General features: G+C 66.8%; 10 protein-coding genes and 1 tRNA gene. 4 read left to right on the top strand and 7 right to left on the bottom strand.

Features of this window, described 5'->3' with window-relative positions; genetic code table 11:
• Positions 1-5: 5 nt before the first annotated feature.
• Both SCLO_RS10895 and SCLO_RS10890 read right to left on the bottom strand, forming a co-directional pair.
• Positions 6-1,100: a glycosyltransferase family 4 protein gene (locus tag SCLO_RS10895; protein WP_066517970.1), complete on the bottom strand. Its 1,095-nt coding sequence runs from the start codon at positions 1,098-1,100 to the stop codon at positions 6-8.
• Positions 1,101-1,386: 286 nt separating this feature from the next.
• On the bottom strand, positions 1,387-1,848 hold the full coding sequence (locus SCLO_RS10890; RefSeq protein ID WP_066517967.1) for an Lrp/AsnC family transcriptional regulator: 462 nt from the start codon (positions 1,846-1,848) through the stop codon (positions 1,387-1,389).
• Positions 1,849-1,971: 123 nt separating this feature from the next.
• On the opposite strand from SCLO_RS10890, the gene alr reads away from it, so the two are divergent.
• Positions 1,972-3,132, top strand: coding sequence for an alanine racemase (alr, locus tag SCLO_RS10885; RefSeq protein ID WP_066517964.1), 1,161 nt, complete (start codon positions 1,972-1,974; stop codon positions 3,130-3,132).
• A gap of 144 nt (positions 3,133-3,276) precedes the next feature.
• A complete protein-coding gene (gene ald, locus SCLO_RS10880; protein WP_066518060.1) occupies positions 3,277-4,392 on the top strand; it encodes an alanine dehydrogenase in 1,116 nt (371 codons plus the stop codon).
• Between the two features lie 6 nt (positions 4,393-4,398).
• Here ald and SCLO_RS10875 read toward each other — a convergent pair whose 3' ends face one another.
• Positions 4,399-5,601, bottom strand: coding sequence for a phospholipase D-like domain-containing protein (locus SCLO_RS10875; protein ID WP_407695332.1), 1,203 nt, complete (start codon positions 5,599-5,601; stop codon positions 4,399-4,401).
• Positions 5,602-5,866: 265 nt separating this feature from the next.
• Between SCLO_RS10875 and rpoZ the strand changes: the two genes are divergently transcribed.
• The gene (rpoZ, locus tag SCLO_RS10870) at positions 5,867-6,211 is read left to right on the top strand and encodes a DNA-directed RNA polymerase subunit omega (RefSeq protein ID WP_062061553.1); all 345 of its coding nucleotides are present in this window, start codon (positions 5,867-5,869) and stop codon (positions 6,209-6,211) included.
• Between the two features lie 510 nt (positions 6,212-6,721).
• On the opposite strand, the gene SCLO_RS10865 is transcribed toward rpoZ, so the two are convergent.
• Positions 6,722-6,808: transfer RNA gene (locus tag SCLO_RS10865), tRNA-Leu, on the bottom strand.
• A gap of 131 nt (positions 6,809-6,939) precedes the next feature.
• On the opposite strand from SCLO_RS10865, the gene SCLO_RS10860 reads away from it, so the two are divergent.
• Positions 6,940-7,422, top strand: a complete 483-nt coding sequence (locus SCLO_RS10860; protein WP_066517962.1) for a hypothetical protein — start codon at positions 6,940-6,942, stop codon at positions 7,420-7,422.
• Positions 7,423-7,426: 4 nt separating this feature from the next.
• Here SCLO_RS10860 and gltB read toward each other — a convergent pair whose 3' ends face one another.
• Genes gltB through SCLO_RS10845 form a run of 3 tightly spaced genes read right to left on the bottom strand, consistent with a single transcriptional unit; the run spans position 7,427 to position 14,156 of the window.
• The gene (gltB, locus tag SCLO_RS10855) at positions 7,427-11,968 is read right to left on the bottom strand and encodes a glutamate synthase large subunit (protein ID WP_066517960.1); all 4,542 of its coding nucleotides are present in this window, start codon (positions 11,966-11,968) and stop codon (positions 7,427-7,429) included.
• Complete coding sequence (locus SCLO_RS10850; RefSeq protein WP_066517958.1) at positions 11,968-12,708, bottom strand: DUF2059 domain-containing protein; 741 nt, start codon at positions 12,706-12,708, stop codon at positions 11,968-11,970. Before SCLO_RS10850 ends, gltB begins: the two co-directional genes overlap by 1 nt.
• The gene (locus SCLO_RS10845) at positions 12,705-14,156 is read right to left on the bottom strand and encodes an NAD(P)-dependent oxidoreductase (protein WP_066517956.1); all 1,452 of its coding nucleotides are present in this window, start codon (positions 14,154-14,156) and stop codon (positions 12,705-12,707) included. Before SCLO_RS10845 ends, SCLO_RS10850 begins: the two co-directional genes overlap by 4 nt.
• Positions 14,157-14,265: the final 109 nt, after the last annotated feature.

Raw genomic sequence — 14,265 nt, 5'->3', positions numbered from 1 at the left:
TTTCCTCATGCGACGATTTGCAGACCGGCTTCCTCCCCGCGCGGCCGCCACAGGGGGGGCGTTTCCATCCGGGCGCCGGGTAGGCCACGATAGAGCGATATATAGTCGCTCGCCATGCGCTGCGCAGTGAAACGTGCATCAAATGCGGCGCGGACCCGCCGGCGGTCCAGATCGTCCAGCCGCGCGACCGCCGCGACCGCCTCGTCCTCGCTCTCGACGATGAAGCCGGACACGCCGTGCTCGATGATCTCGGGCACCGATCCGCAGCGGAAGGCGATGACCGGCGTGGCGCAGGCCATGGCCTCGATCATGACGAGGCCGAAGGGTTCGGGCCAGTCGATCGGGAAGACCAGCGCCCGCGCCTGTCCCAGGAATTGCGCCTTCTGCCGTTCGTTGATCTCGCCGATGAAGCGGACATTGGGGTAGCGCTCGACCAGGGGCGCGATCTCCTTTTCCCAATAGGCCCGGTCCACATTGTCGATCTTCGCCGCGATGCGCAGCGGCAGGCCGGACCGGGCGGCGATGCGGATCGCGCGGTCGGGGCGCTTTTCGGGCGAAATGCGCCCCAGAAACGCCAGATAGCCCTCGCCCGGCCCCCATGACGGCGGCAGCAGGTCGGCGGGCAGGCCGTGATGGATGGTGCGCGCCCAGTTGACGGGCGGCATCGGCAACCGCTGGTGATCGGAAATCGACACCAGCGGATGGTGCGGGAAGGTGCGGTAGAAAGCGGGCAGGTCCGGCAGGTCCAGCCGCCCGTGCAGCGTCGTCACCGTCCGCTCCAGACAGTCCCGCACCATCGGCATGTGCAGGATGTCGATGTGGAAATGCAGCGCGTCGAACGTGTCGGCGCGGCGCATCACCGCTTCCAGCAGCATCATATGATAGGGGATGGGATCGACGACCTTGCCGTTCAGCCGCAGCGCCATGGGCGTGATGGGGACAAGTTCAGCGGCGGTCAACGAATCCCCGCTGGCGAACAGGGTGACGTCATGGCCCTGCCGCACCAGTTCTTCGGTCAGATAGGATACGATCCGTTCCGTCCCCCCATAAAGTTTCGGCGGGACGCTTTCGGCCAGAGGAGCGATTTGCGCGATCTTCATCCAGAAATCCTCACAGGAACATTCCTGGCCCGTCGTCGATAGCGGCCCCTGGCCGACGCCATCCGCGGCGGCTTTCCATCGGGAAAGCCGGGGGCGGACGATCGCTGGCTGATGCTATGATCCGATATTCGACTCCGGCCAGTTTCGTGGGAAACCGTTCATGCCCCCCGCGCCGGAAATCGCGACCGGGACGCAGGGTCCTGTCTGTCCGTTCCTCGGTGCCGGATGAGCATGGTTAGAACGATGCGGGGGCGCGGACGTTCCGCAGGAATCTCGCTGATCTGGATCAACCGCCGTCCCGCCGGTGGCGGAGCGCGTCGCGCATCGCGAAGCTGGAATTGATCCGCGTCACGCCCGGCAGGCGCGACAATATCTCGCCATGGATGCGCTCATAGGCCGTGGCGTTGACGGCCTCGACCCGCAGCCAGTAATCGACCGATCCCGCCATCAGGAAACATTCGCGGATTTCCGGGCACTCCCGCACCGCCCGTTCGAAGCGCGACAGATAATCCTCGGTCTGCCGCTCCAGCGTCACCTGCACCAGGACATTGACCTTGCCGTCGCTGTCGCCTGTCCCGCCGGTGACGATGGTATAGCCGCGGATCACGCCGTTCGCCTCCATCAGCTTGACGCGCCGGTGGCAGGCGGAGGGGGACAGGCCGATCTTTTCCCCGATCTCCGCATGGGTCAGCCGCGCATTGAGTTGCAGCAGGCGCAGGATGGCGCGGTCCTTCCCGTCAAGCTCCATGGAAATTCTCCAGAAAAATCGGATAGCGATCGATCCTATAGGGATAAGCGCTACATCGTCCAGCAGATCGCGTATTCATTCGACGATCTTTCACCTATCCTGCTGGTCGAGGAAGGAATCGGAATGGCCGTGCCGGAACAGACCCCAGATCATGCCTATGCGACGCTGCATATCGACCTGGACGCGCTGGTCGCGAACTGGAGGACGATCGGCGCCGCGGTATCGCCCGCCACCGCCGGAGCGGTGGTGAAGGCGGATGCCTATGGCCTGGGCGCGGTTCCGGTGACGCAGGCGCTGGCGGACGCGGGATGCCGTCATTTCTTCGTGGCCCATCTGGGCGAGGCGGAGGCGATCCGCGAAGCGGGCATCCTGCCACCCGACGCGCAACTCTACATTCTCAACGGCCTCATGCCGGGCGGGGAGCCGGCCTGCGCCGCCATCGGCGCCGTGCCGGTCCTCAACTGCCTTGCGCAGATCGAAGGCTGGGCTGCGTTCGCCAGGGCCACGGGCCGGACATGGCGCGCCGCGCTTCAGGTGGACACCGGCATGTCGCGTCTTGGCCTTTCCCCCGATGAGGTCCAGACGCTGATCGCGCAGCCGCAACGGTTGGAGGGCGTCGAGCCCGTCCTCCTCATGAGCCATCTGGCCTGCGCCGACGATCCGGATGCTCCCGCCAACGGCAGCCAGCTCGCGGCGTTCGAACGGATCGGCGCGCTTTTCCCCGGCCTGCCCCGCTCGCTCGACAATTCGGGCGGCGCGATGCAGCGCCGTCCCGCCCATTTCGACATCGCGCGTCCGGGAATCGCCCTCTATGGCGGCGCGCCGCACGAGCATGCCGTCAATCCGATGCGCCCGGTCGTGACGCTGGACACCCGCATCGTCCAGCTGCGGACCATCCCGCCGGGGGCCGGCGTCGGCTATGGCCTCAGCTTCGTCGCGGATCGCCCGACCCGCATCGCGACGATCCCGGTCGGCTATGCCGATGGCTGGCCCCGCCATCTTTCCGGCAAGGGCAGCGCCTTCATCGCCGGGCATCGCGCGCCGATCGCCGGGCGCGTGTCGATGGACAGCATCACGCTGGACGTGACCGACGTGCCCGAAGAGCATCTCTATCCCGGCGCGCCCGTCGAACTGCTCGGCCCGCATCAGGGGATCGAGGATGTGGCGCGGGACGCGGGCACCATTTCCTATGAAATACTGACGCGCCTCGGCCATCGCTATGCGCGCATCCTGCACGCCGCGCCGCAGGCGGCGCAGCAACGGAGAATGGCCGGCCGGGGATGAAGGCCGTCTTTCCGCAGGGCGCCGCCGGCCTCATCGGCCCCGGCGCCGCCGCCAGCCGATATTGAATCGATCGGCCCCCGCTTTTTGCGTTATATGCGCGGCAGGTCCGGCATGGTCCATGCCGGGAAAGCGGAGAGCAAGGTCATGATCGTCGGCACCGTCAGGGAAATCAAGAATCACGAATATCGCGTCGGCCTCACGCCGGAAAGCGTGCATGAACTGACCGCCCACGGCCATGACGTGCTGGTGGAAAGCGGCGCGGGCGAGGGCATCGGCGCGCATGACGTGCTCTATGAACGGGCAGGCGGGCGCATCGTTTCCGATGCCGCCGACATCTTCGCCGCGGCGGAGATGATCGTGAAGGTCAAGGAACCGCAACCGGACGAGCGCGCCATGCTGCGCCCCGGCCAGATCCTCTACACCTATCTCCACCTCGCGCCCGACCCGGAACAGACCCGCGATCTCATGGCGTCGGGGGCGGTCTGCATCGCCTATGAAACGGTGACCGACGGCGGCGGCGGCCTTCCGCTGCTCAAGCCCATGAGCCAGGTCGCCGGGCGCATGTCGATCCAGGCGGGCGCGACCGCGCTGGAAAAGGCGCATGGCGGGCGCGGGGTGCTGCTGGGCGGCGTGCCGGGCGTGCTTCCGGCCAAGGTCGCGGTGATCGGCGGCGGCGTGGTCGGCTTCAACGCGGCGCAGATGGCGGCGGGGCTGGGCGCGGACGTCACCGTGCTCGATCGCGATCCGCAGGTGCTCGAACGGCTGGGCACATATTTCGAAGCGCGGGCGAAGACGCGCTTTTCCAACCGCGCCAATCTCGCCGAATGCGTGGCGGACGCGGATCTGGTGATCGGCGCGGTGCTCATCCCCGGCGCCGCCGCGCCCAAGCTGGTGTCGGCCGAAATGCTCAAGACCATGAAGAAGGGCGCGGTGCTGGTCGACGTCGCCATCGATCAGGGCGGCTGCTTCGAAACCAGCCGCCCGACCACCCATGCCGAACCGACCTATGTGATCGACGGCATCGTCCATTATTGCGTCGCCAACATGCCCGGCGCGGTGGCGCGCACCAGCACCTATGCGCTCAACAACGTGACGCTGCCCCATGCGCTGCGGATCGCCGATCTCGGCTGGCGGGAAGCGATGCGCCGCGATCCCCATCTGCTCGCGGGCCTCAATGTCTGGGACGGGAAGGTGACCTATCGGGCCGTGGCCGACGATCTCGACCTGCCCTACACGCCCGCGACGGAGGCGCTGGGCTGACGGGGGTCAATCCGCGTTCGGGTCGCGGAAATTGAGCCGCCGCGTCACCGTATAGTCGAGCACGCCCACCAGCAGATAGCTGATCCACTGTTTCGCCAGCGTCAGCAGCCCGCGCTGCGCCTTGTGGCTTTCCAGCGTGATGCGGCGGCTGTCCTGCGTCCGCCGCGCTATGAAGCCGCGCATCGCCTCGGCGAAGGGCGCATGCTCGACCTTCAGCATGACCTCCAGATTGAGGAACAGGCTGCGCATGTCGAAATTGGCCGACCCGATATAGACCGCGTCGTCGATCACGATCAGCTTCATGTGCAGCTTGCACGGCTGATATTCGAAAATCTCCACCCCCCGGCGCAGCAGCGGTCCATAGAGCAGCCGCGCCGCCGCGACCGTCGCGCCATTGTCCGACCGGGAAGGCAGGACGATCCGCGCGCCCTTGCGCCGCGCCGCCCGGGCGATCCGTTTCAGCATCCCGCGGCCCGGCGAGAAATAGGCTTCCACCATGTCCACCCGTTGCGCCGTCTCCAGATCGCGCTTCACCACCGTGGCCCAGGGGCTCAGCCGCTGCGTCGGCCCGCCGATCAGCCAGTGGAAAGGCGATCCGTCCTGCCGCCGCGACCGCTTGCCCCAATGGCGCACCAGCCCGCGCAGCAGGCGGAAGCTCTGCTTGCGGGTCGACACCCATCGCCACAGCTGGCCGTACCACCGCACCATCGCCTCGGTCTGCGGCCCTTCGATCATCAGGCCCAGATCGTGCCAGCAATCCTCCTGCGGCAGCCCGAAATAGCTGTCCTCCACGTTGAAGCCGCCGATCAGCAGCCGCCGGTCGTCGGCGATCGCCATCTTCTGATGGTTGCGGATCAGGTAGCGGGTGGAGCGCCGCGCGCCGAACCATCCGAAGCGTCCGCCCGCCTCGACCAGCGGCGCGAAAAAGGCGGTCGGCGTGCCGCTCGACCCGAAGGCGTCGATCATCAGCGTCACGGCCACGCCCCGTGCGCGCGCCGCGACCAGCCGCTCCAGCACGAGCCGCCCGCTCCCGTCCGTCGCGAAGATATAATAATAGAGCTTCAGGCTGGCGCGCGCGCCGTCGATCAACGCGACCAGCGCATCGCGCAGCGCCGGACCCTGGTCGATCACGCGCAGTTGATTGCCGTCCAGCGTCAGGCGGATGCCGTCCATGTCCTGCGCGGGCGGGGCGTGCTGGTGGGTCGCCATGCCGCCTTCATGCCCCCATTCGCCGCGCTTGGCCAGAGCGGCGGGGTCGCGCGACGGCTCCTGAGAGGGGGGAAGGGGGCTCGGACGGCGCACTTTCATGATAGGTTGTTCCAGACACCCGCCCGCCGTTTGTCCGCAAATCGCCGGAAACGGCGGTCGGCTGGTCCCGCCGCGCCATGAGCCGCGCCACGCTTTCATTGACTCCGGCGCGGCAGGCTGTTAGGCGCGCCTTTCACGACTCTCATTCCTTGTTCAGGAGGCCCTGTTGGCCCGAGTTACCGTCGAAGATTGCGTCGACAAGGTTACCAACCGTTTTGATCTCGTCCTTCTCGCCGCGCAGCGCGCGCGCGAGATTTCCGGCGGCGCGGAACTGACCCTCGATCGCGACCGCGACAAGAATCCGGTCGTCGCCCTGCGCGAGATCGCGGAGGAAACCGTCCTGCCCGTGGATCTTCAGGATTCGCTCGTCGGTTCGCTGCAAAAGGTGCAGATCGACGATGACGACACGCCGGACGAAATCGGTTCCATCGCCCAGTCGGCGGAGGCCCTGCGCCTGACCGCCGCCGCGCCGCCGCGCAACCAGAATATCGGCGGCGACTACGACGGCTGACCCGTTTACGCTTTGGAGAGGGAATGAGGCCCGGACTGCTCGCGCAGGACCGGGCCTCGCTATTTTCGGCGTCGATCGGCGTTGCGGGCGGCGTGCCGTCCGTTCGCTGAGAGCATTTCTGAAGCCGGCCGGACACGCCACCCGCACCCAGCGCCGAAACCGTCTGAAGGCGCTGCTCCCGTTGCCAAACCCGCAGGACAGATCGTGCCACGGCGAACCAGGGAAGCTGGAATCACAACCCAGCCAATAGGACAATCCCTATTGTCCACGGACCTTACCAGCAACAGCGACCTTCGACACCAAGGGTGAAGCCGAGGCCTGGCGACCAAATCACAAACGAGCAGTGAGCCGTCGCCGGGGAGGGGCGGCCGCCCGCGCCAAATCGCGCCAAATGAGGTGAGCAGTAAACCGCTTCGCCGGCTATCAGTCGCAGCTATGAAACGGTCCGCAGATGGCAGTGTGCCAAATTGGCGAAAACCCCCGGAATTATCCTTTGTTTTCAAAGGATGCTGGTGCGGTCGAGAAGACTCGAACTTCCACGGCCTTTCGGCCACAACGACCTCAACGTTGCGCGTCTACCAATTCCGCCACGACCGCACATTTCCGGGGAACCGGCGGGGCCGGTGCCTTGGTAGGAGGCGGCCATTAGCAAAGGCTTTGTTCCCATGCAACAACCGATCTGCATAAGCGTTACGATTGGCGGAAGCAGGCGACGGGAAGGTGCGACGATGGCGGGAGGCTTCTGGATAGCGGGCGGCGGCGCCATCGGCGCGGCGGTCCTGCTGGGCATGGGACTGGGCCATTTCGCCGCCACGCCGCCGGGATCGCCGGCGCTGGCGGAGGCCCAGGCATCGGAGCTCCCCGACACGCTCGACAGCCCGCTCGCGGCCGAAACCGAAAAGGGGCCGGAGGTGATTCGCTGCACCGGCTGCGGCCCCACTCTGGCCGAGCGGCAGATGAGGGCGGATCAGGGCGCATGGGACCCGGACGGCATGATCCACGGCAGCAGCGATCCCGTCGTGCAGGACTATATGGCGTCCGATGACGCCGCCGTCCCGCCGGTCCAAACGCCGCCGTCGCCCGCGCGCCGCCTGGCGCGCGCGGCGGAAAGATTCGCGGCGGGAGAAGAACCTTCGCCCGCCGCATCCCCGGAATCGCTTCCGGTCAGGGTCCGCCCGACCCTGGCCCCGGCCGTCGCCGGTCAGCCCTGAAGCCTCACTCCGCCGCAACCACCTCGGCTGGCGCGTCGCTCAGCGGATGGGCGAGGCGGCTCACCATTTCCTTCGGGCACACCTGCCAGAAGGCGCGCCGCCAGCGGTCCCAGTCGTCCAGCACCGTGTTCGACCATTTGCTGTCGGTCGCCACCGCATGCTGCGCGATCAGCGCCTTCAGCTCCGCTTCCCAATGGGCGCTTTCCAGTCGTTGCCACACGATGCTTTCCGGGTTCGCCTGATCCGGGAAGCTGCCGTCCTCGTCCAGGATGAAGGCCATGCCGCCCGTCATGCCCGCGCCGAAATTCGCGCCGGTCCTGCCCAGAATCACCGCCGTGCCGCCGGTCATATATTCGCAGCCGTTCGCGCCGCAGCCCTCGACCACGACCTGCGCGCCCGAATTGCGCACCGCGAAACGCTCGCCCGCCTGACCCGCCGCGAACAGCCTGCCGCTGGTCGCGCCATAGAGGACGGTGTTGCCGATGATGGTGTTGTCCTTGCTCGACAGCGGGCTGGAGACGGTCGTGCGCACCACGATGGTGCCGCCCGACAGGCCCTTGCCCACATAGTCGTTGGCGTCGCCGAAGACCTCCAGCGTGATGCCCTTGCACAGGAACGCGCCCAGCGATTGCCCCGCGCTGCCCCGCAGGCGCACGGTCAGGTGCCCGTCCGCCAGCGCCGACATGCCGAACTTCTCGGTGATCTTCGCCGACAGCCGCGTGCCCACGGCGCGATGCGTGTTGCGCACCGTGTAGGTGAGCTGCATCTTCTCGCCCCGTTCGAACACGGCGCGGGCGTCCTTCATCATCTGCGCGTCGAGGCTGTCGGGCACCTCGTTCCGCCATGCGCCGAGGCTGAAGCGCCGCTGCTCGTCGGGCGCATCCACCTTGGCGAGGATCGGGTTCAGATCGAGGTCGTCCAGATGCTCCGCGCCGCGATTGACCTGCTTCAGAAGCTCCGTCCGCCCGATCACTTCATCGAGGCTGCGGAAGCCCAGCCGCGCCAATATCTCGCGCACTTCCTCGGCGATGAAGGTCATGAGGTTGATGACCTTCTCCGGCGTGCCGGTGAACTTCGCCCGCAGCCGCTCGTCCTGCACGCACACGCCCACGGGGCATGTGTTGCTGTGGCACTGGCGCACCATGATGCAGCCCATGGCGACGAGGCTGAGCGTGCCGATGCCGAATTCCTCCGCGCCCAGGATCGCGGCGATCACGATGTCGCGCCCGGTCTTGAGCCCGCCGTCCGTCCGCAGCTTCACCCGATGGCGCAGGCCGTTCAGCGTCAGCACCTGATTGGCTTCCGACAGACCCATTTCCCAAGGCGTGCCCGCATATTTGATGGAAGTCTGCGGCGACGCGCCGGTCCCGCCGACATGCCCCGCGACCAGGATGACGTCGGCATGGGCCTTCGCCACGCCCGCCGCGACGGTGCCGATGCCCGCCTGGCTGACCAGCTTCACGCACACCCGCGCGCGCGGGTTGATCTGCTTGCAGTCGTAGATGAGCTGCGCCAGATCCTCGATCGAATAGATGTCGTGGTGCGGCGGCGGGGAGATCAGCGTCACCCCCGGCGTCGAATGGCGCAGCTTCGCGATGAACTCCGTCACCTTGAAGCCGGGGAGCTGGCCGCCCTCGCCGGGCTTGGCGCCTTGCGCGACCTTGATCTCGATCTCCTCGGCCGACCCCAGATATTCGGCATGGACGCCGAAGCGGCCGGACGCGATCTGCTTGATGACGCTGTTCGCATTGTCGCCATTCTCATAGGGCTTGAAGCGGTTCGCGTCCTCGCCGCCTTCGCCGCTGACGGCCTTCGCGCCGATGCGGTTCATGGCGATGGCCAGCGTTTCATGCGCCTCGGGGCTGAGCGCGCCCAGCGACATGCCCGGCGTCACGAAGCGCTTGCGGATTTCGGTGGTGGCTTCCACCTCGTCGATCGGCACCGCCTCGCGGGCGAAGTTGAACTCCAGCAGGTCGCGTAGATAGACCGGCGGCAAGTCCCGCACCCCGCGCGAGAATTGCAGATAGGTCGAATAGCTGTCGGTCGCGACCGATGTCTGCAACAGGTGCATGAGCTGCGCCGAATAGGCATGGCTCTCCCCCCCGTTGCGCTGGCGGTAGAAGCCGCCCACCGGCAGCCGCACCACCGCGGCGTCATAGGCCGCCTCGTGCCGCAGCTTCGCGCTGTAATGCAGCGATTGATAGCCTTCGCCCGAAATCTTGGCGGGCATGCCGGGGAACAGGTCGTTCACCAGCGCGCGGGACAGGCCGACCGCCTCGAAATTATAGCCGCCGCGATAGCTGCTGATGACCGCGATGCCCATCTTGGACATGATCTTCAGCAGGCCTTCGTTGATGGCGACCCGGTAACGCTCGAAACAATCTTTCAGCGCCAGGTCGCCGAACAGGCCGCGCGCATGGCGGTCGGCGATGCTGGCTTCGGCCAGATAGGCGTTCACCGTGGTCGCGCCCACGCCGATCAGCACCGCGAAATAATGGGTGTCGAGCGCTTCGGCGCAGCGTATGTTGATCGATGCGTAGCTGCGCAGCCCCTTGCGGACCAGATGGGTGTGCACCGCCGCCGCCGCCAGCACGCCTGCTATGGCGATGCGGTCCGCGCGGACATGTTCGTCCGTCAGGAATATCTCGGTCCGGCCTTCGCGCACGGCCTGCTCGGCTTCCTCGCGGATGCGGGCGATCGCGGCGCGAAGCTGCTCCTGTCCGCCCTCCGCCGGGAAGGTGCAGTCGATCTCCGCCACGGCGGGGCCGAAATGCGCCTTCAGCCGCGCCCATTCCGAAGCGGTCAGCACCGGCGAATCCAGCACCAGCACGTTATTCTTCTGCGCGCCTTCCTCCAGGATGTTGTTCAGGTTGGAAAAGCGCGTCTTCAGGCTCATCACATGCCGTTCGCGCAGCGAATCGATCGGCGGGTTGGTGACCTGGCTGAAATTCTGGCGGAAGAAATGGCTGACCGTGCGCGGCTTGTCGGAAATGACGGCCAGCGGCGTGTCGTCGCCCATGGAGCCGATGGCTTCCTTCGCATCCTCGACCATGGGGCTGAGGATCAGTTCCATGTCCTCCAGCGTCATGTTGGCCGCGACCTGCCGCCGCGTCAGGTCCGCCTTGTCCCAGGCGGGCAGGGCGTCCGGCGCGTCCGGCAGGTCGCCGACCGCCATGAAATCCTTGATCAGTTCGCCATAGGGCCGTTCGCCCGCGATCTTGTCCTTGATCGCGCGGTCGTCGTAGATTTCGCCTTCCAGCAGGTCGACGGCGATCATCTGGCCGGGGCCCATGCGGCCCTTCTTGACGATGGTGGTTTCGGGGACCACGACCATGCCCGTTTCCGAACCCACGATCAGCAGGTTGTCGCCCGTCAGCGTATAGCGCAGCGGCCGCAGCGCATTGCGGTCCACGCCGGCCACGACCCAGCGTCCGTCCGTCATGGCGAGCGCGGCGGGACCGTCCCACGGCTCCATCACGGAAGCGAGATATTCATACATGTCGACATGGGCCTGGGGCAGGTCGCCCTTGTCCTTCTGCCATGCCTCGGGGACCAGCATCAGCTTGGCGGTCGGCGCGTCGCGTCCGGCGCGGCAGATCGCCTCGAACACGGCGTCGAGCGCGGCGGTGTCCGAAGCGCCCGCCGGGATCACCGGCTTGATGTCCTCGCTATGCTCGCCAAAGGCCAGCGCGGCCATCTTGATCTCGTGGCTCTTCATCCAGTTCTGGTTGCCGCGGATCGTGTTGATCTCGCCATTATGGGCCAGCGTGCGGAAGGGCTGGGCCAGCCACCATTGCGGGAAGGTGTTGGTCGAATAGCGCTGGTGGAAGATCGCGACCCGGCTCTCGAACCGCTCGTCGGTGAGGTCGGGGTAAAAGACCGACAGCGATTCCGCCAGGAACAGCCCCTTGTAGATGATCGACCGGCACGACAGGCTGCACACGTAGAAATCCTGGATCTGCGCGGCGATCACCTTCTTCTCGATCCGGCGGCGGATGAGGTAGAGGTCCTTTTCGAACTCGCCCTGGTCGCGTTCCTCGGGCATCGGCCCGGCGATCATGATCTGCTCGATTTCCGGGCGGGTGCGCTGCGCCTTCTCGCCGATGACGGACACGTCCACCGGCACCTGGCGCCAGCCATAGATGGTGTAGCCCGCCTCGATGATCTCGCTTTCCACGATGGTGCGGCAGGTTTCCTGCGCCGACAGGTCGGTGCGGGGCAGGAAGATCATGCCGACCGCCAACCGGTTGGGCAGCGGCTTGTGGCCCGAATCCGCAATGGCGTCGTCGAAGAAGCGCACCGGCAGGTCGACATGGATGCCCGCGCCGTCGCCGGTCTTGCCGTCCGCGTCCACCGCGCCGCGATGCCACACGGCCTTCAGCGCGTCGATCGCGCTCACCACCACGCGGCGGCTGGGACGGCCATCGGTCGCCGCGACCAGGCCCACGCCGCACGCGTCGCCTTCCATCTCCGGATGGTACATGCCCTCGGCAGCGATGCGCGCGCGCTCTTGCGGGCTCGCCATGAAGCGGGTCTGGTCGGTCATCATTCGGTCCCTTCGTCGCTTGCGGGGGCGGCGCCGTCATGCAGGTCGCCCGCCTTCACGCCCAACAGCTTCGCCAGCCGGTCGCGCTCGGCGGGCGACAGGTCGGCGATCGTGCGGGGAGGGGGCAGGTCCTTGGTGGCCGCTTCCGCCTTCGCCGCGATGTCGGGCATCTTCTTCATCATCTCAGGCATGAAGGCCTGCATCTCGCGCATGATCTCCGGGTCCATGAACATCATCATGGACTCGCGGGCGTAGAGGTCGCCGGTCGGCGTCGCGAAGAACGCGTTGATCTCGCCCAGCTGCCGTCCGTCGAACTTGCGGGCATAGGCGCGGGTCAGCGCGTCGCGCACCTGCGGCTCGATGCCGTTCATCATGTCCGCCATGGACGCCATCATCGCGTCCATGCCCTTCTTCGTGCGCTCGCGGAAATGCGGGTCGAGGATCGCGCCGATCTCCGCCATGGAAGCGTCGCTCAGGTCCGCCAGCTTCTCCTGCGGCACGCCGCCGATGCGGGCGAGCTGGGCGAGCGGCATCTTCATGACGCCGTCCATCATGCTGTCCATCATCTTGGACATGGTTTCGCCCATCATCCGGCGATAGGTGCCGACGGGAAACACCTTGTCCACCACCGGCCGCGCCGCCGCGACCCGCGCGGGATCGGCCGCCGCCGGTTCCTGCGCAAGGACGGGGGAGACAAGAGCGAGCGCCGCCCCGGCGATCCAGAACGATATCTTCCTCATGCCGCGACCCTTTCCCCCGCCGCGACCTTGGCCTGCGCCTTGAGGTAGCGGTGCATATGTTCCGTCACGTCGCGCCCGTCGCGGATCGCCCAGACGACCAGCGAAGCGCCCCGCACGATGTCGCCCGCCGCGAACACGCCGTCCACGCTGGTCATCATCGTGCGGTGATCGACGCGCAGCGTGCCCCAGCGCGTGACCGACAGGTCCTCCGCGCCGAACAGCCGGGGCAGTTCTTCCGGGTCGTAGCCCAGCGCCTTGATGACCAGATCGGCCTCCAGCACATGCTCGCTGCCGGGGTCCGGCTCCGGCGCGCGGCGGCCCGATGCGTCGGGCGATCCCAGCCGCATCTTCGTCACCTTGACGCCGGTGACCTGTTCCGTGCCCTCGAACGCCAGCGGCGCGGTCAGCCACACGAACTCGACGCCTTCCTCCTCGGCATTGGCCACCTCGCGCCGGGAACCGGGCATATTGTCCCGGTCGCGGCGATAAAGGCACTTCACCGACTTCGCGCCCTGGCGGATGGCGGTGCGCACGCAGTCCATCGCCGTGTCGCCGCCGCCGATGACGACGACATTCTTGCCCGTCGCCAGCAGTGACCCGTCCTCATGGCCCGGCACCGCGTCGCCGAAGCCCGCCCGGTTGGAGGCGGTCAGGTAATCCAGCGCCTTCACCACGCCCGGCGCGCCCACGCCCGGCGCCTTGATGCCGCGCGGCTTGTAGACGCCGGTCGCGATCAGGATCGCGTCATGCCTGTGCCGCAATTCCTCCAGCGAAGCGTCGCGCCCCACCTCGAAATTCTGGTGGAAGACGATGCCGCCGTCCTTCAGCCGCTGGATGCGGCGCATCACCACGTCCTTTTCCAGCTTGAAGCCGGGGATGCCGTAGGTCAGCAGCCCGCCCGCCCGGTCGTGCCGGTCGTAGACATGCACTTCATAACCCGCGACGCGCAGATATTCCGCCGTCGTCAGCCCCGCCGGACCCGCGCCGATCACGCCGACCGACTGGCCGGTGGGCGCGCCGGGGACGATCGGTTCGACCCAGCCTTCCTTCCACGCCGTGTCGGTGATGAATTTCTCGACGCTGCCGATGGTGACCGCGCCATGACCGGAAAATTCGATGACGCAATTGCCTTCGCACAGGCGGTCCTGCGGACAGATGCGGCCGCAGATTTCCGGCATGGTGGAGGTGAGGTTGGAAAGCTCATAGGCTTCGCGCAGCCGTCCCTCGGCCGTCAGGCGCAGCCAGTCGGGGATATGGTTGTGCAGCGGGCAATGGGTCGAGCAATAGGGCACGCCGCATTGCGAGCAGCGCGACGCCTGTTCCTCGGCCCTGTCCAGAATGAAGCTGCGGCTGATTTCCATGAAATCGTCCGCGCGATCCTGGGCCGTCCGCTTTTCGGGATAGGCCTGGCCCGTCCCCACGAACTTCAGCATCGGATTGTCACCCATAAGTCGCCCCTGGAAAGTGGTTCAGGGGCGCACATAGGCGCATCGCCGCGCGAAGTCACGCGGATTCTGGTATATAGGTCAGCTTATGTTACCTAAAAATCCCCGTTAT

The sequence above is a fragment of the Sphingobium cloacae genome (assembly GCF_002355855.1).
GTDB classification, from domain to species: Bacteria; Pseudomonadota; Alphaproteobacteria; order Sphingomonadales; family Sphingomonadaceae; genus Sphingobium; species Sphingobium cloacae.
This window is presented reverse-complemented; position numbering and strand designations above follow the sequence as displayed.